Origin of the sequence: Nocardiopsis trehalosi NBRC 14201 (genome assembly GCF_001552555.1) — a bacterium.
GTDB lineage: Bacteria > Actinomycetota > Actinomycetes > Streptosporangiales > Streptosporangiaceae > Nocardiopsis_B > Nocardiopsis_B trehalosi.
Map to the genome: position 1 here is coordinate 1 of NZ_BCRK01000007.1, position 21492 is coordinate 21492.

Annotated in this window: 15 protein-coding genes; 3 read left to right on the forward strand and 12 right to left on the reverse strand. The window is 74.2% G+C overall.

Annotated features, from left to right (window positions below; translation table 11 throughout):
- Positions 1–79: 79 nt before the first annotated feature.
- The 5 genes from ilvC to gatB all read right to left on the reverse strand — a co-directional run bounded on the left by ilvC (position 80) and on the right by gatB (position 8684).
- A complete protein-coding gene (ilvC, locus tag NT8_RS02320; RefSeq protein WP_174549508.1) occupies positions 80–1075 on the reverse strand; it encodes a ketol-acid reductoisomerase in 996 nt (331 codons plus the stop codon).
- 92 nt (positions 1076–1167) lie between these two features.
- Complete coding sequence (gene ilvN / locus NT8_RS02325; protein ID WP_067963708.1) at positions 1168–1692, reverse strand: acetolactate synthase small subunit; 525 nt, start codon at positions 1690–1692, stop codon at positions 1168–1170.
- A gap of 33 nt (positions 1693–1725) precedes the next feature.
- Positions 1726–3492 (reverse strand): acetolactate synthase large subunit, encoded by a 1767-nt coding sequence (locus NT8_RS02330; protein ID WP_281203369.1) that lies wholly within the window; start codon positions 3490–3492, stop codon positions 1726–1728.
- A gap of 357 nt (positions 3493–3849) precedes the next feature.
- The gene (locus NT8_RS02335; protein ID WP_067963712.1) at positions 3850–6558 is read right to left on the reverse strand and encodes a putative bifunctional diguanylate cyclase/phosphodiesterase; all 2709 of its coding nucleotides are present in this window, start codon (positions 6556–6558) and stop codon (positions 3850–3852) included.
- Positions 6559–7136: 578 nt separating this feature from the next.
- A complete protein-coding gene (gatB, locus tag NT8_RS02340; RefSeq protein ID WP_067963714.1) occupies positions 7137–8684 on the reverse strand; it encodes an Asp-tRNA(Asn)/Glu-tRNA(Gln) amidotransferase subunit GatB in 1548 nt (515 codons plus the stop codon).
- Between the two features lie 330 nt (positions 8685–9014).
- Here gatB and NT8_RS02345 point away from each other — a divergent pair, with 330 nt between their 5' ends.
- Positions 9015–10163 carry a thioester domain-containing protein gene (locus tag NT8_RS02345; protein ID WP_067963717.1) on the forward strand — a complete coding sequence of 383 codons (1149 nt, stop codon included), beginning with the start codon at positions 9015–9017 and terminating at the stop codon, positions 10161–10163.
- A 455-nt stretch (positions 10164–10618) separates the two neighbouring features.
- Positions 10619–11818 carry a thioester domain-containing protein gene (locus NT8_RS02350; protein ID WP_067963722.1) on the forward strand — a complete coding sequence of 400 codons (1200 nt, stop codon included), beginning with the start codon at positions 10619–10621 and terminating at the stop codon, positions 11816–11818.
- A gap of 131 nt (positions 11819–11949) precedes the next feature.
- Here NT8_RS02350 and gatA read toward each other — a convergent pair whose 3' ends face one another.
- From gatA to NT8_RS02380, 6 genes are all read right to left on the reverse strand, one after another.
- Positions 11950–13428, reverse strand: a complete 1479-nt coding sequence (gatA, locus tag NT8_RS02355) for an Asp-tRNA(Asn)/Glu-tRNA(Gln) amidotransferase subunit GatA (protein WP_067963811.1) — start codon at positions 13426–13428, stop codon at positions 11950–11952.
- A gap of 20 nt (positions 13429–13448) precedes the next feature.
- Positions 13449–13748 carry an Asp-tRNA(Asn)/Glu-tRNA(Gln) amidotransferase subunit GatC gene (gene gatC / locus NT8_RS02360; RefSeq protein ID WP_067963725.1) on the reverse strand — a complete coding sequence of 100 codons (300 nt, stop codon included), beginning with the start codon at positions 13746–13748 and terminating at the stop codon, positions 13449–13451.
- A 116-nt stretch (positions 13749–13864) separates the two neighbouring features.
- Positions 13865–15922: a putative bifunctional diguanylate cyclase/phosphodiesterase gene (locus tag NT8_RS02365; RefSeq protein ID WP_067963728.1), complete on the reverse strand. Its 2058-nt coding sequence runs from the start codon at positions 15920–15922 to the stop codon at positions 13865–13867.
- A 354-nt stretch (positions 15923–16276) separates the two neighbouring features.
- Positions 16277–18469 (reverse strand): NAD-dependent DNA ligase LigA, encoded by a 2193-nt coding sequence (ligA, locus tag NT8_RS02370; protein WP_067963731.1) that lies wholly within the window; start codon positions 18467–18469, stop codon positions 16277–16279.
- A gap of 19 nt (positions 18470–18488) precedes the next feature.
- Positions 18489–19511 (reverse strand): methionine synthase, encoded by a 1023-nt coding sequence (locus tag NT8_RS02375; RefSeq protein ID WP_067963813.1) that lies wholly within the window; start codon positions 19509–19511, stop codon positions 18489–18491.
- A gap of 51 nt (positions 19512–19562) precedes the next feature.
- The gene (locus tag NT8_RS02380) at positions 19563–20366 is read right to left on the reverse strand and encodes a methyltransferase domain-containing protein (RefSeq protein WP_067963733.1); all 804 of its coding nucleotides are present in this window, start codon (positions 20364–20366) and stop codon (positions 19563–19565) included.
- 79 nt (positions 20367–20445) lie between these two features.
- On the opposite strand from NT8_RS02380, the gene NT8_RS02385 reads away from it, so the two are divergent.
- Positions 20446–20919: a MerR family transcriptional regulator gene (locus NT8_RS02385; protein ID WP_245646000.1), complete on the forward strand. Its 474-nt coding sequence runs from the start codon at positions 20446–20448 to the stop codon at positions 20917–20919.
- Here NT8_RS02385 and NT8_RS02390 read toward each other — a convergent pair.
- Positions 20911–21411 carry a DedA family protein gene (locus NT8_RS02390; protein WP_067963736.1) on the reverse strand — a complete coding sequence of 167 codons (501 nt, stop codon included), beginning with the start codon at positions 21409–21411 and terminating at the stop codon, positions 20911–20913. The genes NT8_RS02385 and NT8_RS02390 overlap by 9 nt on opposite strands.
- Between the last annotated feature and the right edge of the window lie 81 nt (positions 21412–21492).

Genomic DNA, 21492 nt, shown 5'->3' on the forward strand with positions numbered 1-21492 from the left:
GGGCGGGAAGGGGCGGGGCCACCGCCCGCGCCCCTTCCCGCCCGGAACCGCGGGGTCCCGCGGCGCGCTCCCGTCGGGACTAGCCCTTCAGCCAGCTCATGAGCGGGCGCAGCTCGGCGCCCACCTTCTCGATCGGCTCGTTCTGCTCCGCCTCGCGCCGCTTGAGGAAGTTGGGCCGGCCGGCGTCGAACTCGGCGACGAGCTCGCGCGCGTAGCTGCCGTCCTTGATCTCGCCGAGGATGCGCCGCATCTCCTCGCGGGTCTGCTCGGTCACGACGCGCGGGCCGCGGGTGTAGCCGCCGTACTCGGCGTTGTCGGAGACCGACCAGTTCATCTTCGAGATGCCGCCCTCGTACATGAGGTCGACGATCAGCTTGACCTCGTGCAGGCACTCGAAGTAGGCGACCTCGGGCTGGTAGCCGGCCTCGGTGAGGGTGCTGAACCCGGCCTTGATCAGCTCGGACAGGCCGCCGCAGAGGACCGCCTGCTCGCCGAACAGGTCGGTCTCGGTCTCCTCGGTGAAGGTGGTCTTCAGCGCGCCGGCGCGGGTGCCGCCGATGCCCTTGGCGTAGGACAGCGCCAGCTCCCAGGCGCCGCCGGACGGGTCCTGCTCGACGGCGACGAGGACGGGCACGCCGCGCCCCTCCTCGAACTGGCGGCGGACGAGGTGGCCCGGGCCCTTGGGGGCGACCATGGCGACGTCGACGCCGGCCGGCGGCTCGATCAGGCCGTAGCGGATGCTGAAGCCGTGCCCGAAGAAGAGGGCGTCGCCGTCGTTGAGGTGCGGGGCGATCTCGGTGGCGTAGAGGTCCCGGTGGATGTGGTCGGGGACCAGGATCATGATGAGGTCGGCCTCCTGGGCCGCCTGCGCCGGGGTGGTGACCCGCAGTCCGGCCTCGGCCGCCTTCTCCCGGCTGGCGGAGCCCTCGGCGAGGCCCACGCGCACGTCCACGCCGGAGTCGCGCAGCGACAGGGCGTGCGCGTGCCCCTGGCTGCCGTACCCGATCACGGCGACCTTGCGTCCCTGGATGATGCTCAGGTCGGCGTTGTCGTCGTAGTACATCTCTGCTGCCACTTCGGCTTACTCCTTGGATTTTCGGTGGATCGGTAGAGGTTGCGGTGGCCGGACCCGCCGAGCGCCGCCCCGGTCCGGCCGTCCGCGTCCGGTCAGGCGCTGCGCTCGATCGAGCGCAGCGAGCGGTCGGTGATCGACCGCGGCCCGCGGCCCAGGGCCACCAGACCGGACTTGACCAGTTCCTTGATCCCGAACGGTTCGAGGTTGCGGATCAGCGCGTCGAGCTTCTCGGGTTTCCCGGTGGCCTCGATGACGACGACGTCGGGGCCGACGTCGACGACGTGCGCCCGGAACAGCTCCGCCGTCTGGATGACGTGCGCGCGGCTGCCGGCGTCGGCCTTGACCTTGGCGAGCAGGAGTTCCCTGCGCACCGAGGCGTCGTTGTCCATCTCGACGATCTTGATGACGTTGACCAGCTTGTTGAGCTGCTTGGTCACCTGCTCCAAGGGGTGGCGGTCGCAGTTGACCACGATCGTCATGCGGGACAGGCCCTCGTATTCGGTCGTGCTGACACTGAGGGAGTTGATGTTGAATCCGCGGCGGGAGAACAGCGCGGACGCCCGGGCGAGGATACCCGGGGTGTCTTCCACGAGGACGGAGAGCGTGTGCTGGCTCATCTGGGGTCGCTGCCTTTCTGCGAAGACGCCGTCTTAGTCCTCGTCGTCCCAGTCCGGCGCCATGTCGCGCGCGTACTGGATGTTGTCGTTGCTGATGCCGGGGCCGACCATGGGCCACACCATCGCGTCGTGGTTGACCGCGAAGTCGACGACCACGGGCGCGTCGTCGACGGCCATGGCCTTCTCGATGGTGGCGTCGATGTCCTCGGCGCGCTCGCAGCGCAGGCCGACGCAGCCGTAGGCCTCGGCCAGCCGGACGAAGTCCGGGATGCGGACCTTCTCGTCGCGGGGGGCGGTCTGCAGGTCGGTGTTGGAGTAGCGGCCCTCGTAGTAGAGGGTCTGCCACTGGCGGACCATGCCCAGGTTGCCGTTGTTGACGACGGCGACCTTGATGGGGATGCCCTCGATGGCGCAGGTGGCGAGCTCCTGGTTGGTCATCTGGAAGCAGCCGTCGCCGTCGATCGACCAGACCGCGCGGCCGGGGTCGCCGACCTTGGCGCCGAGCGCGGCGGGCACGGAGAAGCCCATGGTGCCCAGGCCGCCGGAGTTGACGAAGGCGCCGGGGCGCTCGTAGTCGATGAACTGGGCGGCCCACATCTGGTGCTGGCCGACGCCCGCGACGTAGGTGGCCTCGGGACCGACGACCTGCCCGAGGCGCTGGATGACGCGCTGCGGCGACAGGCTGCCGTCGTCGGCGTCCTCGTAGCCCAGGGGGTAGGTCTCGCGCAGCCGGTCGAGCTGGTGCCACCAGGCGGCGTAGTCGCCCTGCCGGCCGGCCTCCTGGTCGTTGCGGACCGCGACGACCAGGTCGGCGATGACCTCGCGGCAGTCGCCGACGATGGGGACGTCGGCGTGCCGGTTCTTGGAGATCTCGGCCGGGTCGATGTCGGCGTGCACGATCTTGGCGCCGGGCGCGAAGGTGTCGAGCCGGCCGGTGACCCGGTCGTCGAACCGGGCGCCCAGGGCGACGATGAGGTCGGCCTTCTGCAGGGCGCCGACGGCGGCGACCCCGCCGTGCATGCCCGGCATGCCGACGTGCTGGGGGTGGCCGTCGGGGAAGACGCCGCGCGCCATGAGGGTGGTGACGACCGGCAGGCCGGCCAGTTCGGCCAGGACCCGCAGTTCGCGGGCGGCCCCGGCGCGCAGGACGCCGCCGCCGACGTAGAGGACGGGCCGGCGGGCCTCGGCGATCATCCGCGCCGCCTCGCGCACCTGCTTGCCGTGCGGCTTGGTGACCGGGCGGTAGCCGGGCAGGTCGAGCCGCGTCGGCCAGGAGAACGCGGTGGAGGTCTGGAGGGCGTCCTTGGCGATGTCGACGAGCACCGGGCCGGGGCGGCCGGTGGAGGCGATGTGGAAGGCCTCGGCGATGGTGCGGGGGATGTCGGCGGCCTCGCGCACCAGGAAGTTGTGCTTGGTGATCGGCATGGTGATGCCGCAGATGTCCGCTTCCTGGAACGCGTCGGTCCCGATGGCGGGGGTCGCGACCTGGCCGGTGATGGCGACCATGGGCACGGAGTCCATGTGGGCGTCGGCGAGTGGGGTCACCAGGTTGGTGGCACCGGGGCCGCTGGTGGCCATGCACACGCCCGGGCGGCCGGTGGCGTAGGCGTAGCCCTCGGCCGCGTGGCCGGCCCCCTGCTCGTGGCGCATGAGGATGTGGCGCACCGCGGCGGAGTCGTAGAGGGGGTCGTAGGCGGGGAGGATGGCCCCGCCGGGAATCCCGAAAACCACGTCGACACCGGCGTGCTCCAGTGACCTGATGAGCGACTGGGCTCCGGTCATCTGCTCGGTCATGTCCAAGATCCTTCGGAGAGGGCTCGTCGTCGGGTGTGTCTGGCAACAAAAAACCCCCCACCGCCGGAATGCGGTTGAGGGGAGCGCGCAGCGGATGACTCGATCAGCGGGCTGCGCGCCGACCAAGTACGAGAATCAGGAAGTTGCTCTGCACGTTGTCAACCATGGCCGAGGGAGCGCCGCCCCGTCAACCGAATCACCGCTTTGTCTCATTGTGTGAGATGTGACGCTCAGCATACGAGTGCGTCCCAGCTCACGAATCGGGACGTAATACTCCGTCAACGCGCCGTCGACGCCCCGTCACACGGCCGGCACCCGCCCACCGGACCGGCCTCCGGGGCGGCGCGCCCCGGAGGCCGGCCGCTACAGCGGGAGGCCGGCCTCGCCGCCGACCAGCGCCTCGACGCCGCCCGCCACCATGGGCCGGGCCACCAGGTAGCCCTGGCCGTACCCGCAGCCCATGGTGCGCAGCTGCTCCAGTTGCTCGGGGCGCTCGATGCCCTCGGCGATCACCTGCATGCCGAGGTCCTGGCCGAGCCGGATGATGGTGTGGGTGAGCAGGGTCACCGTGCCGTCGGAGCCCAGGTCGCCGATGAACGAGGGGTCGATCTTGATGGCGTCGACCCGCAACTGGCGCAGGTGCGCCAGCGACGCGTAGCCCATGCCGAAGTCGTCGATGGCCAGCCGGACCCCCAGGCGGCGCAGCTCCGCGAGGCGCTCGACCGCCTCGCCCGGGTTCTCCAGCAGCACCTCCTCGTCGACCTCGACGGTGAGCACGCCCGCCGGCAGCCCGCTCTCGGCCAGCACGCCCGCCACCGTCGCGACGAACCCCGGCTGCAGGATCTGCTTGACCGACAGGTTCACCGACAGCGCGATGTCCCACTCCGAGGCCCGCCAGACCGCGACCTTGGCGCACGCCTCGCGCAGGATCCACTCGCCCAGCGGGGCGATCAGCCCGGACTCCTCGGCCGGGCCGATGAACGCCTCGGGCATCACCAGCTCGCCGTCGCGCCGCCAGCGCACCAGCGCCTCGACCGCCGTCACCTGCGAGCTCTCCAGGTCGACCACCGGCTGGTACTCCAGGACGAAGTCGCCGTTGGCGAGCGCCTGGCGCAACCGGGTCTGCAGCTCCAGCCGGCCCACCACCCGGGCGTGCATGTCGGCGGCGTAGATCTCCAGCCGCCCGCCGCCGCCCTGCTCCTTGGCGCGGGCCAGGGCCATGTCGGCGTTGCGCAGCAGCTCCCCGCTGTCCATGCCGTGCTCGGCGAACGCCACGCCGGCGCTGGCGGTCAGCACGACCTCGCGGTCGGCCACCTGGAACGGCTCGGCGCTGATCACCCGGGCCAGCCGCTCGGCGAGGTCGACCACCTGCTGGGCGTGCGCCCCCTCCTCGATGAGGACGGCGAACTCGTCGCCGCCCCACCGGGCGAGGGTGACCCCGGAGTCGGTGGTGGCGCGCAGCCGCCGCGCGGCCTGGGCGAGCAGGTAGTCGCCGAAGGTGTGCCCGGCGGAGTCGTTGACCGCGGTGAAGCCGTCGAGGTCCAGGAAGATCGCCGCGACCTCGCCGGTGGGCGCCCCCTCGGACCGCTCGCGGCGGGCCAGCACCTCGCGGCCGCGCTCCTCCAGGTAGGCGCGGTTGGGCAGGCCGGTGATGCCGTCGTGGAAGGTCAGGTGGTTGACCTGGTCCTCCAGCGCCACCTGGGCGCTGATGTCGCGGGTGGTCACCAGCAGCCGGTCGGGCTCGCCGGGCTGCTCGTAGAGCGACGCGGTGGACTCGGTGTGCCGCCAGGTGCCGTCGCCGGAGCGCACCCGGACCCGCAGGTGGATGCCCTCGCCCGCGCCCCCCTGGAACGCCGCCATGGCGGCGCCGACCTGCGGCAGGTCCTCGGGGTGCACGATGGCGGTCACCGGTTCGGCCAGGATGTCGTCGAGGCGGTACCCGAACGCCTCGGCCGCGCCCGGGCTGACGTAGAAGATCCGGCCGTCGTAGTCGAGGATGAGGATGACGTCGCCGCTGTTGCGCGCCAGCTCGTGGAAGTGCCGCTCACGCGTCGAGACCATGCGGGTCAGGGTGGCGTTCTCCTCCAGCAGCCCGCTCACCCGCACCAGCAGCACCAGGACCGCCGAGCCCGCGGCCAGCGGCAGCACCGGCGCGACCCCGTCGAGCCGCAGCCCGCCGATGGTCAGCACCACGGCGGCCACGGCGAGCGCCCCGGACGCCGCGATCTCCGGCGCGAAGCGGTACAGGCCGCGCCCGGTGATCCGCCGCGGCGGCGCCCCCGCGCGGTCGCGGATCAGCCACGGCAGGCTGCCCAGCAGCGCGAACCCCAGGAACCGCACCGGGTACTCGATGCCCCCCGCCAGCGCCACCCCGGTCAGCCGGCTGACGGCGCCGATCAGGTCGGCGCCGCAGATGATGACGAACGCCCCCATGGCCAGCAGCACCGCGCGCCGCGTGCTGTGCGGCGAGGTGAACACCAGCGGCCCCAGCAGGCAGAGCACCGCGATGTCGGCCACCGGGTAGACCAGCGCGAACGCGAGGAAGCCCGCGCCCTCGCCGAGGTCGCTGTAGAGCGGGGCGAACAGCAGCAGCCACACCACCGAGAACACCGCGGCCGCGCACACGTAGCTGTCGGTGAAGTGCCGCATGGCCGTGCGGACCCCGCGCGGCAGCGGCGCGAACCGGACGAACCCCAGGACGAACAGCGGCAGCGCGAACAGCATGAACAGGTCGCCGAAGGTCAGCGACACCGCCGCGTTGGTGCTCAGCAGCCCGGTGACCGCGTAGGTGACCGCGCCGGCGCACCACGCCAGGGCGGCGAAGCCGAGGAAGCGCAGGGCGGCGGCGCCGTCGGCGCCGTCGGCGTTGGCCTCGCCGTCGGCGGAGGTGGCCGCGCGCCGCCGGGCGGAGTAGAGCAGCGACACGGCGGCCGCGCCGGCCGCGAGGGCGGTCGGCCAGCTCCCGAGCCGGGTGGTCAGGGACATCCCCCCGGAGCCGACGAGCGTGCCCAGGGCGTAGAGCAGGGTCACGACCACGATGGCCGCGGGCCAGAGCCGGGATCCGGGCTTCATCGCCGGCCTCCGCTCGATGGGGTGGAGGCGGAGCGGCGGGGGCGTGCCACCGCGACGACGGCCGTGTTCATCTCGTGTGGGGTGCGGCCGCCTCGGCGCTGGAACCGGGATGGCGGCACCCGCCTCCTTCCGGGGTGGGCTCCCGGCGCGGGCACGGGCGCGTGCCGGCGGCCGGGGCGGGGCGGGACCGCGCGGCGCGGACGGAGGCGCGGCGGCGGTGCCGCGGCGCCGGGGCCGGGTGCCGGGCGGTCGGGTGGGCTGTGGCCTTCGACGTGCACCTCCTCCTGCGCGCGGGGCCCGTGGTGGGCGGGCCCGCTGTGCGCCGGCGCACCCCGGTGGCCCGGGGCCGCCTCGTCGTCGGGGCGGCGGCGGAGCGGACGGCCGGGCGCGGTCCGGGCCGACGGGCCGGTCCGCGCGCGGTGCGCCGGTGGGCCGCCCGCCCCGGACCGGGGCGCCGGAGCCGTCCGGGGCCCCGCCCGAACAGGCTATTTCGCCAAGGTCACGCGCAGGTAGAGATGCAGCGGAGACATGGTGACGATACGCTCACCCGCTGTGACCGGCGGGGGTCGGACCCCCGGTCACGCGGCTCCCAGCCGCTCCAGGATCATCTGCCGGGCGCGGCCCGCGTCGGCCTGGCCGCGGGTGGCCTTCATCACCGCGCCGACGAGCGCCCCGGCCGCGGCGACCTTGCCGCCGCGGATCTTCTCGGCGACGTCGGGGTTGTCGGCGATGGCGCGGTCGACGGCGGCGCCGAGGGCGGAGTCGTCGCTGACGACCTTGAGGCCGCGGGCCTCGACCACCTGGTCGGGGTCGCCCTCGCCGTTGAGCACCCCCTCGACCACCTGGCGGGCGAGCTTGTTGGTGAGCGTGCCCTCGGCGACCAGCGCCGCGACCCGCGCCACCTGGGCGGGGGTGATGGGCAGGGCGGCGAGTTCGACCTCGTTCTCGGTGGCCCGGCGCGACAGCTCGTTCAGCCACCACTTGCGGGCGTCGGCCGGCGGCGCGCCGGCGTCGACGGTGGCGGAGACCAGGGCGATGGCGTCGGCGTTGACGAGGTCGCGCAGCTCCTCGTCGGTCAGCGACCACTCGGCCTTGACGCGGGCGCGCAGGGCGGCGGGCAGCTCGGGCAGGCCGGCGCGCAGCTCCTCGACCCAGGCGGGGTCGGGCGCGACGGGCACGAGGTCGGGGTCGGGGAAGTAGCGGTAGTCCTGCGCCTCCTCCTTGCTCCGGCCCGCGACCGTGCCGCCGGTGTTCTCCTGGAAGTGGCGGGTCTCCTGCACGACCCGCTGCCCGGCGTCGAGGACGCCGGCCTGGCGCTCGATCTCGGAGCGCACCGCGCGCTCGACGGAGCGCAGCGAGTTGACGTTCTTGGTCTCGCTGCGGGTGCCCCACTCGGTGGCGCCGACGGGCATCAGCGAGACGTTGACGTCGCAGCGCAGCGAGCCCTCCTCCATGCGCACGTCGGAGATGCCGAGGGAGCGGACGAGGTCGCGCAGCTCGCTCACGTAGGCGCGGGCCACGAGCGGGGCGAGGTCGCCGGTGTGCTCGATGGGCCGGGTGACGATCTCCAGCAGCGGGATGCCGGCCCGGTTGTAGTCGACGATCGAGTACTCCGCGCCGTGGATGCGGCCGGTGGCGCCGCCCACGTGGGCGGTCTTGCCGGTGTCCTCCTCCATGTGGACGCGCTCGATCTCGACCCGGAACTCGCGGGGGCCGTCGGGGGTGTCGACGGTGACGTCGAGGTGGCCGTCGCTGCACAGCGGCTCGTCGTACTGGGAGATCTGGTAGTTCTTCGGCATGTCCGGATAGAAGTAGTTCTTCCGGGCGAACCTGCACCATTCAGCGATCGAGCAGTTGAGCGCCAGCCCGAGCCGCACGGCGCTCTCGACGGCGGTGCCGTTGACCACCGGCAGCGCGCCGGGCAGGGCCAGGCACACCGGGCACACCTGGGTGTTGGGGGCGGCGCCGAACACGGTGGCGCAGGAGCAGAACATCTTCGAGGCCGTACCGAGCTCGACGTGGGTCTCCAGCCCGAGCACCGGCGCGTACCGGCGCATGGCGTCGTCGAAGGCCACCGGAGCGGGGGTCCCGTCCGTGGCAGGGTTCCTCGTTACCGCGCCAACCATCGCCGCACAACCCGTTTCCGTGTCCGAAGCCCCCGCCGCGCTCTGCCTCGCCGCCGGGGGCGCCCACCAGGATCCGTGCCGCACCGACTCCGGGGGCACCTCCGCAAGCCTACCGATGCCGGGGCCGGGGCGGGCACGAACCCGCGCCGGGCCCGCCGTGACGCGGGCCATCCCGGCCCGGTGCGCGCACCAGGTCACAGCACGCACACGATTCGACGTCGCTCGGGCGCACCTTCGAGGCGCTGCGGCACCGCGCGGTTACCCTGGAGAACCGGCCGCACGTCCGCGGCCCCATCCCCCATTCCTTCTCCGCCTGGAGTGCGTCCGCCCATGCCCCGTCTTCTGCGGCGCTGCGCCGCGGTGCTGTGCGCCGCGGCCGCCATCGGCGCGGGCGCCGTCCCGGCCTCCGCCGCCGAGGGCGTCATCCGGGTCGACCCCGCCCCCGTCGCGGGCGCCCCCGTGCGCCTGGCCGACGGCGTGTCCGCCGAGACCGCCCTGTACCGCCTGCTCGTCGACGGCGCGGCGTCGGTACCCGCCTACGGCGCGGCCCTCGGTGACGGCGTCGACGTCGGCGCCGCCTACGACGAGACCGCCTGGACCGCGCCGGCCGCACCGACCCCCGACCCGGGTCCGCTCACCTGGATCGTGCGCAACTCCTATCCGCGGCTCGACCTGGACCGGCTGCGCGCCGAGAGCGGGGTGCCCGGCCTGACCGAGGAGGCGGCGATCGCCGGCACCCAGGCCGCCGTCTGGCACTACACCGACGGCACCGACCTGGCCGCCGCGGGCGGCGGCAACGCGCCCGAGGTCCGTGCCCTCTACGACCACCTCGTGGCCGGCGCGGTCGTCCACGGCGCCGCCACCGCCCCGCCGACGCTGTCGGTCACCCCCGAGCGCGTCGAGGGCGCCGACCCGGCCGACCCCATCGGTCCGCTGACCGTGCGCACCACCGCGGCCGGCCCGGTGGCGGTGTCGGTGCGGGGCGCCCCGGGGGTGCGGCTGACCGACGCGGAGGGCGCGGAGGTCACCCGGGTCGCCGACGGGGCGGAGTTCGAGCTGCGCGTCGACCCCTCCGTGCCCGAGGGGGTGGCCACCGTCTACGCCAGCGCCGAGGACGCCGCGGTGGCGCCCGGTCTGCTGTTCACCGGCCGCGACGGTGTGCAGACCCGGCCACTGGTGACGGCCGGCTCCGCCGTCGCCGAGGCGACGGTCGCGGTGACGGTCGACTGGAGCGCCGCCGCGCCCTCACCGCCGCCCGCCGCCGAGGCGCCGTCCCCCTCCCCCGCCGCGCCGACGGAGTCGCCGTCGGCCCGACCAGAGCCCGCGGCGACGCCGAGCGCCGCCGCGGGCACCGACGGCCGCCGCCCCGAGGGCGGGCTCGCGTTCACCGGCACCTGGGCGGGCGGTCTGCTGGCCATCGGGGCGGGGCTCCTGGCGGTCGGCGCCGCGGCGATGTACGCCGGGCGCCGGCGGCGCTGAGGCGCCGGGGCACGTCACCGGGGGTGGCCGCCGTTCGGTCGGCCCTGCGGAAGGGCGCCGGAGCGGTCCGTAATAGAGTCCGACCGGAATTCGGCGGAGCCCGACAGGGCACCAAGGCCAGAAGGGCAGTGATGCCCGCAGGGGCGCCCGGAAAACCGACAGTGACGAACTATTCAGTGTCAATTCGCTGAAGCCGGTTGGAAGCCCGGAATCGGGTCGCTAGTATCTGGCGGTGCGGTAGTTGACCCCACGCCGTCGCGGCCCCCGCTACCGCGACACGGCGATCAACGCATCACGCCCCCTGGCGTCCGAATCACCTCATTGGCCGAAACCGCACCGGACCTCGTGGAACACACCGCGCGTTCGCGGATGACCACACCGGACGGCCACAGCCGCACCCGTCCGACGTGACGGAACGGCATTGTCCGGTTCCCCTAACATCACCGGGACACAATTTGATCGACACACGACTCCCCCACTCGCGCCGCGGTCGGCGCGTCCTCGCCGTCGCCGCCGCCTCCACCGCGGCCGCCCTGGCGTTCGGCTTCACCGCCGGTCCGGCGTTCGCCGACGGCGCCAAGGGCACCTACACGGACAACGCCCTCAACGGCCCCTCGGTCAAGACCGACCAGGGCGAGGTCAGCACGTCGCTGTTCAACCTCAAGCTCGAAGACGGCACGGTCCTGCAGACCTACTGCATCGACTTCGAGACCGACATCCGCAAGAACGCGGCGTACCAGGAGGACGCCTGGGCGAACTACCCGGGCAAGGGCGCCTTCACCGAGCCCGCCAAGGTCCACTGGATCCTGCAGAACAGCTACCCGACGCTGAGCGCCGCCGACCTCGCGGCGGCCGCCGGTGTCGACGGCCTGAACGACCGGCAGGCCATGGCCGCCACCCAGGCCGCCATCTGGCACTTCAGCAACGGCGTCAACCTGCTGGACGACAACAACGCGAAGGTCAAGGCGGTCTACGACTACCTGATCGAGAACGCGCAGGACCTCCCGCAGACCAGCGAGCCCGACGCGTCGCTCTCGATCACCCCGGCCACCGCCGAGGGCACCGCCGGCAGCACCATCGGCGAGTTCACGATCGAGACCAGCGCCGCGTCCGTGCCGCTGAACGTCGACGCCCCCGACGGCGTCGAGCTGGTGGACCTGGAGACCGGCGAGCCGGTCACCGAGGCCTCCAGCGGCGACAAGCTCGGCTTCGAGGTCCCCGCCGACGCCGCGCCGGGCGAGGCGTCGGTGTCGGCCTCGGTCTCCGCCGAGGTGCACGCCGGCCGCCTGTTCAAGGGCACCGAGGACAAGCCGACCCAGACCCTCATCACCGCCGAGAGCGGCGAGGCCGAGGTCAGCGCCGCCGCGTCGGTCTCCTGGACCGAGGGCACCCAGCCCTCGCCGTCCCCGAGCCCGAGCACGCCGCCGAGCGAGTCCCCCTCGCCCAGCCCGACGCCGAGCGAGACCCCCTCGCCCAGCCCGAGCGAGACCCCGGACGACCGGCCGACCCCCGATGACGACGAGGACCTGCCGCTGACGGGTGCCGCCATCGGCGGGCTCGTCGCCGCCGGTGTCGCCGCCGTCGGTGCCGGTGCCGCCGCCATGTACCTGAGCCGCAAGCGGCGGGGTGCCAACGGCGACTCCATCGACGGGTAGTACCCGCCGGACCCCCGCCTGAGCGGGGGAACGGCGACGCCCGCCGCAGCGCTGCTGCGGCGGGCGTCGTCATGTCCGGGGCCCGCGCGGTCGGCCGGCCCGGTCCCCGCGGGGGCCGGGCCGGCCGCCGGTCACACCGCCATGGGGCTGCGCGCCAGCAGGGGCCCGCCGTCGCGGTCGGCGAGCGCCGCCTCGACGGCCGCGCCCACCCGGTAGGCGCGGTCGTCGGCCAGCGCCGGGGCGAGGATCTGCAGCCCCACCGGCAGGCCGTCCTCGGGCGCCAGCCCGCACGGCACCGACAGCGCGGCGCTCCCCGCCAGGTTGGTCGGGATGGTGCACAGGTCGGCGAGGTACATCGCCATGGGGTCGTCGGTGCGCTCGCCGATGGGGAACGCCGTGGTGGGCGTCGTGGGCGAGACCAGCACGTCGACGTTGGCGAACGCGGCGTCGAAGTCGCGCTTGATCAGCGTGCGGACCTGCTGCGCCGACCCGTAGTAGGCGTCGTAGTAGCCGCTCGACAGGGCGTAGGTGCCCAGGATGATGCGCCGCTTGACCTCGGGGCCGAACCCCTCGGCGCGGGTCAGCGCCATGACCTCCTCGGCGCTGCGCGTGCCGTCGTCGCCCACCCGCAGGCCGTAGCGCATGGCGTCGAACCGGGCCAGGTTGGACGACGCCTCGCTGGGCGCGATGAGGTAGTAGGCGGCGAGCGCGGCGTCGAAGCTCGGGCACGACACCTCGACCACCTTGGCGCCCAGCGCCTCCAGCAGCTCCACCGCCTCGTGGAAGCGGCGCAGCACACCGGGCTGGAAGCCCGCGCCGTCGAACTCCCGGATGACGCCGACCCGCATGCCGGCGACGTCGGCGCGCCGGGCGGCCTCGACCACCGGCGGGACCGGGGCGTCGACGGAGGTGGAGTCGCGCGGGTCGTGGCCGGAGAACGCCTCGTGCAGCAGGGCGGCGTCGAGGACGTTGCGGGCGAACGGACCCGGGGTGTCGAGCGACGACGCGAACGCGATCAGGCCGTAGCGCGACGACCCGCCGTAGGTGGGCTTGGCGCCGACGAGCCCGCACACCGCGGCCGGCTGGCGGATGGACCCGCCGGTGTCGGTGCCGGTGGCCAGCGGCGCCTCGAACGCGGCGACGGCCGCCGAGGAGCCGCCGGAGGACCCGCCGGGGATGCGGGAGAGGTCCCACGGGTTGCGGGTGGGGCCGTAGGCGGAGTTCTCGGTGGAGGAGCCCATGGCGAACTCGTCCATGTTGGTCTTGCCGAGGATGACCAGGCCGGCCTCGCGCAGCCGCGCGGTGACGGTGGCGTCGTAGGGGGGCCGCCACCCTTCGAGGATGCGCGACGCGGCCGTGGTGGGCATGTCCTTGGTGCTGAACACGTCCTTGTGGGCGACCGGGACGCCCGCGAGGGGGCCCAGCTCGGCGCCGTCGGCGCGGCGGGCGTCGACCGCCCGCGCCTGGTCGAGCGCGGTGTCGCGGTCGACGTGCAGGAACGCGTTCACCTCGGGGTCGACCTCGGCGATGCGGTCGAGGTAGGCGGTGGTGGCCTCGACGGAGGAGGTGTCGCCGGCGCTGATGGCGGCGCCGAGTTCGGCCGCGCTCATGCGGATGAGGTCGGTGGCGGTCACTCCTCCTCCCCCAGGATGCGCGGCACGCGGAAGCGCTGGTCCTCGACCGCGGGCGCGCCCGCCAGCGCCTCGTCGGGGCTCAGCCCCGGCAGGGCGACGTCGGCGCGGTGGACGTTGGTCAGCGGCAGGGCGTGCGAGGTCGGCGGGATGTCGCCCTGGGCGACCTCCTGCACCTTGGCCACAGCCGAGAGGATCTCGTCGAGCTGGGCGGCGAGCCGGTCGAGCTCGTCCTCGGGCAGCGCCAGCCGCGACAGCCGGGCGAGGTGGGCGACCTCATCGCGGGTGATGGCGGACATGTTCAACAAACCGTTTCTTCGGTGGATGCGGACGCGTCAATCCTATGGCCGCCCGGTGCGGGGCGTCGTCGGACGCGGGGCGGCGCCCGCCGCCAGCGCCGCCTACACGGCGCCGCCTACACGGTGCCGGAGGGCTCCTCGGCGCGGCGGCCGCGCCCGAGGTTGCGCAGCAGCCAGCCGGAGACCTCGGCGGCCTCCAGCGGCGGGGCGAAGAACCGGCCCTGCGCGGCGTGGCAGCCCATGGCCCGCATGGCCTCGGCCACGGCCTCGGTCTCGACGCCCTCGGCGACGGCGCGCATGCCCAGCGTGCCGACGAGGTCGACCGCGGACTCCACGATGACCCGGCCGTCGGGGTCGGCGACGCTGCGGCGGACGAAGGACTCGTCGATCTTGATCTCCTCGACCGGCAGGCCCTTGAGCCGGGCGAGGGTGAAGTAGCCGGTGCCGAAGTCGTCCAGGGACAGCGACACCCCGAGGTCGGCGAGGGCGAGGATGGTGGGGGTGACGGCGTCGGCCTCGGCCACCATGACGCGCTCGCTGATCTCCAGGCGCAGGCCCTCGGGGCTGACGCCGTGGCGGCGCAGCCCGGCGGCGACGATGTCGGGCAGGGTGGGGTCGAGGAGTTCGCGCGCCGAGAGGTTGATCGCCACAGGGATGTGGAACCCCTCGGCCCGCCAGTGGGCGATCCGCGGCAGGGTCTGCTCCATGACCTCGTGGGTGAAGCTGCGCATCAGGTAGGACTGCTCGACCATGGGGACGAACTCCTCGGGCGGGAGCACGCCCCGCTGCGGGTGCCGCCAGCGCACCAGCGCCTCCAGGCCCACCGCGCGGCGGTCGGCCAGGCTCACCTTCGGCTGGTAGAACATCTCGAGCTCGCCCTCGACCAGGGCCCGCCGCAGCTCGCCGAACAGGCTGAGCCGGGCGGTGGAGTTGCGGTCCTTGTGCGGCGCGTACAGCTCGACGCCGGTGCGCCGCTCCTTGGCGACGTACATGGCGACGTCGGCCCGCTGCATGAGGAGTTCGAAGTCGGGCGCGTGGTTGGGGTAGAGCGCGATGCCGACGCTGGCCTCGATGTCGAAGTCCATGCCGTCGAGCCGCATGGGCTCGGCCAGCGACACCCGCAGCCGGGTGGCGACCTCGCGCGCCGACGCGGCGTCGCGCACCTGCGGGAGCAGGACCGCGAACTCGTCGCCGCCCAGGCGCGCCACCAGGTCGCCGGGGCGGACGCTGTGGGTGAGCCGGCGCGCCACGGTCTGCAGGAGGCGGTCGCCGGTGGGATGGCCGAGGGTGTCGTTGACCTCCTTGAACCGGTCGAGGTCGAGCAGCAGCAGGCCGACGCGCTGCTTGCGCTGCTCGGCGTCGGCCAGCGCCTCCTGGGTGCGCACGATGAGCAGTTTTCGGTTGGCCAGCCCGGTGAGCTCGTCGTGGTTGGCCTGGTGCTCGCGCTTCACCGACAGGGTGGCGCTGGTGTAGAGGGCGACCAGGGGCAGCGAGAACAGCGGGACCAGCCACACGGAGTGGGCCATGGCGACCACGACGAGCGGGGCGAGGCTGAGCAGCACCCCGTTGACGAAGAGCCGCTGGCCGAGGTCCTTGCCGAGCACGGTGTGCAGCGGCGCCCGTTCGTGCATGGCGATCGCGCACTCGACCAGCACCAGGTTGGTGATGAAGTAGGCGGCGGTGGCGAGGGCGACGACGAGGAGTTCGGGGCCCTGCGGCACCCACGGGACCGGGACGGGGCCGGGGGTGAGCACGCGCAGGACGAAGTCGGCGCCGCCGAAGGCGAGCACGTACTGGGCGATGTTGAACGCGGTGCGGTGCGGCGCGTGGCCGCGCGCGATGCCCGCGATGACCGTGGCGACGGCCTGCACCACCCCGGCGACCGGCAGGCCGTAGGAGATGAGCAGCGCGAAGGAGAACGGCAGCGAGGTGGGGGCGCCGCCCTCGGAACCGGTGTGGGGGGTGGCGATGGGGCGGAGTTCGCCGAGGATGACCATGCACAGGGTGACCCAGACCAGCGGCTCGCGGGCCAGCTGCTCCAGCCGGCCGACGCCGAAGACGTAGACGGACACGCCGAGGAGCGCGCAGCCCGCCACGGTGGTGCTGGCGAGGTAGAGCCACAGCGGTGTCCCGATCCGGGGTCCCAGGTCCCTGGTGCTGGTGGCATCCAACATAGACGTCCTCAGGGGGTGCTCATGGGAGTCGGCACCGGGCGGGGACGTCCCCCTCCCGGTGCCGCTCCGCGCGAGATCTTCGTTCACGGTCACCGCTCCGGTCACCCCCATGACCGTCGCGGCTCGGCTGCGAGTGTGCGGTGCGCCCGGCCGGCCCTCGATTCAGCTTACGTGGCTTCATCACCGGGTGTCGCCGAACGGGAACTATAAGTGAGGCGCCCGTCGCCTGGGAGAATCGCCCGATTCGATCCAGAATACTGCGACAGGTAGCCTAGTGATCGCACATCGTAGAGGCCAGAGGGCGCGGTTGACCAGCGGCGGGGCCCGGCACCGTGGACCGGGCCCCGCCGCTGGTCACGCGTCCTCCTCCGGGGTCAGCCGCAGCTCCGTGGCCGCTTCCGGCCCTTTGTCCAGCAGGACCTTGAACCCGGCCTCGTCGAGGATGGGCACCCCGGCCTTGACCGCCTTGTCGTACTTGGAGCCCGGGCTCTCGCCGACCACCACGAACCCGGTCTTCTTGGAGACCGAGCCGGAGACCCGGCCGCCCCGGACGGCGATGGCCTCGGCGGCGTCGTCGCGGCTGAAGTCGGTGAGCGACCCGGTGACCACCACGGTCACCCCCTCCAGCGGGCGCGGGCCGGCCTCGGCGGCCCCTTCGTCGGCCATGCGCACCCCGGCCGCCCGCCACTTGCGGACGATCTCGCGGTGCCAGTCGACGGCGAACCACTCGCGGATCGAGCGGGCGATCGTGGGGCCGACGCCGGTGACCGACGCCAGCTCCTCCTCGCTCGCCTGCTCGATGGCGTCGAGCGAGCGGAAGTGCCGGGCGAGGTCCTCGGCCGCGCGCGGGCCGACGTGCCGGATGGACAGCGCCACCAGCACCCGCCACAGCGGGCGGCTCTTGGCCTGCTCCAGCTCGTCGAGCAGCTTCTCGACGGTCTTCTTGGGCTCGCCCTTCTGGTTGGCGAAGAAGGTGACGACCTTGGGGTCGCCGGTCTCGGGGTCGGTCTTGGGCTCCCCGGTGTCGGGGTCGAGCACGTGGGTGCGGATGGGCAGCAGGCGCTCGACGGTGAGGTCGAACAGGTCGCCCTCGTCCAGCAGCGGGGGCTCCTGCGGCTCCAGCGGCCGGGTGAGGGCGGTGGCGGCGACGTAGCCGAGCGCCTCGATGTCGAGCGCCTTGCGGCCCGCGATGTAGAACAGGCGCTCGCGCAGCTGGGCGGGGCACGACCGGCTGTTGGGGCAGCGCAGGTCGACGTCGCCCTCCTTCTGCGCGCCGAGCGGGGTACCGCACTCGGGGCAGGTGGTGGGCATCTCGAAGGCGCGCTCGGTGCCGTCGCGCCGGTCGACCACGGGGCCGACGATCTCGGGGATGACGTCGCCGGCCTTGCGCAGGACGACGGTGTCGCCGATGAGCACGCCCTTGCGGGCGACCTCCTGGGCGTTGTGCAGCGTGGCGTACTCGACCTCCGAGCCGGCCACCCGCACCGGCTCCATGACGCCGTAGGGGGTGACCCGGCCGGTGCGCCCGACGTTGACCCGGATGTCGCGGAGCCGGGTGGTGACCTCCTCGGGCGGGTACTTGTAGGCGATCGCCCAGCGGGGCGCCCGGCTGGTGGAGCCGAGCCGGCGCTGCACCGAGATGTCGTCGACCTTCACGACGACGCCGTCGATCTCGTAGGCGGGATCGTGCCGGTGCTCGGCGTAGTGGTCGACGTAGCCCTGGACCTCGTCCAGCGTGGCGACGACGCGGTAGCGGTCGCTCACCGGCAGCCCCCAGGCGCGCAGCGACTCGTAGGCGTGCGACTGGTGGGTGAAGGCGACCCCCTCGTAGGCGCCCACGCCGTGCACGAGCATGCTCAGCGGGCGGGTGGCGGTGACGCGGGGGTCCTTCTGCCGCAGCGACCCGGCGGCCGCGTTGCGCGGGTTGGCGAACGGCGGCTTGCCGTCGTCGGCCAGGCGGGCGTTGAGCGCGGCGAACGCCTCGCCGGGCAGGAACACCTCGCCGCGGACCTCCAGCAGCGGCGGGACCGGCAGGGTGGAGCCGTCGAGCCGCTCGGGGATGTCCTTGATCGTGCGGACGTTGAACGTGATGTCCTCGCCGACCCGGCCGTCGCCGCGGGTGGCGGCGCGCTCCAGGCGGCCGTCGCGGTACACCAGGTCGACGGCGAGGCCGTCGATCTTCAGCTCGCACAGGTAGGCGTGCACCGCTATCTCGTTCTCGACCCGGTGCGCCCACGCGCGCAGCTCCTCGGAGTCGAACGCGTTGTCGAGGCTCTGCATGCGCACCAGGTGCTCGACCGCGGCGAAGTCGGTGCTGATGGGGGCGCCGACCTTCTGGGTCGGGGAGTCCTGGGTGGCCAGGGAGGGGTGGCGGTCCTCGATGGCGCGCAGCTCGGCCATGAGGGCGTCGTACTCGGCGTCGGAGACCACGGGGGTCCGCATGTAGTAGCGGTAGCTGTGGTCGTCGATCTCGCGGCACAGCTCGGTGTGGCGTTCGCGCACCTCCGCGGGGACCGGATCGACGGAGGTCGACTCTTCGGCGCTCACCCGGGCACGTCCTTTCGTCTCATCGCCGCGGCTCGTCACGCAGCACCCGGGCCGCGTCCCGGCAGGCGGCCAGGGCGGCGCGGGCGTGCGCCGGGGAGGCGCCCGCCAGCCCGCACGCGGGGGTGAGGACCACCGCGCGCGTGGCGAGCTCCGGCGCGAACCCGAGACGGTTCCACAGCTCACGTACTGGTCCGACGGTATCGGCCGGGTCGGACGAAACCGCGCCGGTACTCGCCACCACACCGGTAAAAAGACCGGCCCCGGCCTCGATCGCGACCCCGATGTGGTCGTCGGCGGCGCGGGTCAGCAGGGTCGCGTCGAGGCCGATGGCGCGCGCCCCCGACCGGCGCAGCAGGTCGATGGGGACCCCGGCGGCGCAGCAGTGCGCCATCGGGACCGCCCCGGCGTCGGTGACCGCGCCGAAGAGGGCGCGCAGCCGCTCCTCGGCGGTCACCCGGTCGACGGCGCGCAGCCGGGAGTAGCCGCTGGCGGTGGGGATGCCGCCGGTCAGCACGGCGGGCAGCGACGGCTCGTCGACCTGGACCAGCAGGTCGGCGCCCGGGACGCGGCGGCGCACGTCGGCGACGTGCGCGCGGACGCCCTCGACCAGGGCGGCGCACAGGTCGGCGACCGCGCCGTGGTCGGCGAGCAGCCGCTCGCCCGACCGCAGCTCGATGCCGGCCGCCAGCGTCCACGGCCCCGCCACCTGCACCTTGAGCGGTCCGCGGTAGCCGCCCGCGTGCCGCTCCAGGGCCTCCAGGTCGTAGGAGAGGTGGCTGGCGGCGCGGGTGAGGTCGCGGCCGGGGCGCTGCACGACCCGCCACCCCGAGGGCTGCACCTCGATCGGGAACTCGGGGAGGAGCGCGCCGGTGCGGCCGATGATGTCGGCGCCGGCGCCGCGGCCGGGAAGTTCGGGCAGGTGCGGCAGGTCGGGGAGTTCGCCCAGGACGGTGCGGACGGCCTCGTCGGGGTCGTCGCCCGGGTAGGACCCCACGCCGGTCGCGGCGGTCGCTGGCCAGGGATAGGGGTGCTCGTCGGTCACGAGGCCCAAGGTTAGAGCACCCCCGGCGGCCGCCCGCCCCGCCCGCGCCGGTCAGCCGCGCGCGGCCGCCCCGCTGCCCCCGCCGCCGGGCGCGCGGCCGACGGTGAGCAGGAACGTCACCACGGTGAGGAACCGGCCGGTGCGCGCCCGCTCCTGCTGCTCGGCGGTCCACGCCGCGGCCTCCGCGTCGGTCACCGCACCGGTGGCGCGGGCGGCCGCCGCCGCGCCCGTGGCGACCGGCAGCAGCTCCGGCTCGGTGAACACGGTGCTGTGCGCCTCGACCCGCACGTCCGTGAAGCCGGCGTCGAGCAGCAGCCGGCGGGACGCGCGGGCCGCCCACGGCGCCGCGGTGGACTCGGCGTGGGCGCGCAGCACGCGCAGCGTCAGGTCGCGGTCGGCGGCGTCCATCGCCGTCAGGTCCCAGTCCTGCCCGACGAGGACGGCCGTGCCGCCGGGCGCGAGGACCCGGCGGGCCTCGGCGACGGCGGCGGCCGGGTCGGCCAGCGCGTGCAGGAGGCGCTCGGCGCGGTAGCCGGCCGCGGTCCCGTCGGGCAGGGGCAGGCGGGCGGCGTCGCCGGCGCGGAACTCGGCGCGGGGGGCGCGGGCACGGGCGACGGCCAGCATGTCCTCGTCGGTGTCGACGCCGATCACGCGGACGCCGCGGTCGGTCAGCTCCCGGGCCGCCGTGCCGGGGCCGCAGCCCGCGTCGACCACGAGGTCGCCGGGGCCGGCGGCGAGGAGGTCGTGGCCGCGGGCGCGCAGCGCCGCGGTGTCGGGGCGGGCGTCGACCATGTCGAGCAGGGCCGCGAGCGGGGGCACGGTCGGGTCGGCGGGGTGGGACGTGTCGGGTGCCATGGGGCCTCCACGGGTCGGGCGGCGGCCGCGCGGGCCGCCGGGGCTTGCCGTCGCGGACAGCCTGCGGCTTAATGTCGACGTGAAGTCAACTTCGGACGGGGACCTGTCCATCGGCGAGGTGGCCGCCCGGTTCGGCGTGGCCGCCCACGTGCTGCGGCACTGGGAGTCCGTGGGCCTGCTGGCGCCGCGCCGCGTCGGGGGCCGGCGCCGCTACACGGCCGACGACACCGTGCGCGTGGCGGTGATCCTGCGCGGCAAGGAGGCCGGGTTCGGCCTGGACCGGCTGCGGGCGGTCCTGGCGGCCGACTGCGCCGAGGCCCGGCGCGCGGTCATGGCGGAGCACCTGGCCGAACTGGACGCGCGGATCGAGCGCGCGCGCACGGCACGGGACCTGCTCGCCCGCGCCCTCGACTGCGACCACGCCGACGTGGCCGACTGCCCGCACTTCCGGGAGTTCATCGAGGGGCGGGACGCGGCGGCCGCGCGGGCGTCCGCCGAGGGGCGCGGGCAGGCGCCGCTGTTCGCGCCGCTGGGGGCGGCGGGGTCAGGCTGAGGGGACCCGGTCGCCGCGGGGGGCGGAGCGGGCGCGGCGGCGGCGCAGCACGGCGACGGCCGCGAGGACCGCGAGCACGACGGCCGCGGCGCCCGCCGCCAGGGCCGGCGACTCCAGGAACAGGCGCCACCAGACGGCGACGACCGCCAGCCCGCCGAGGCTGTAGATGGCGGCCCACAGGGCGCAGCCCGGGAGCATGGCGGCGAGGTAGCGGGGGAAGGACATGCGCATGGCGCCGGCGGCGGCGTGCACCGCGGTCTGGATGCCCACCGTGGCGTAGGAGAGCGTGACCACCGGCGGGCCGAACCGGTTGATCAGCCGTTCGGCGCGCCGCAGCCGGTCGCCCAGCCGGGCGCCGAGCCGCGAGCGGTGCAGACCCGCGCCCACCCCGCGGCCGATCCAGTACGTGGCCTGGGTGCGCAGCAGCACGATCACGAAGAGGACGGCGTAGACGATCCAGAAGGGCTGCCCCCTCAGGAACTCGTACTCCATCGCGCCCTCCGCTCCCCGGTCCGGCAACTATGTTATGCCTAACCTAACTTCGGCGACAGGGGAGGTGGGCCGCCCAGCGGG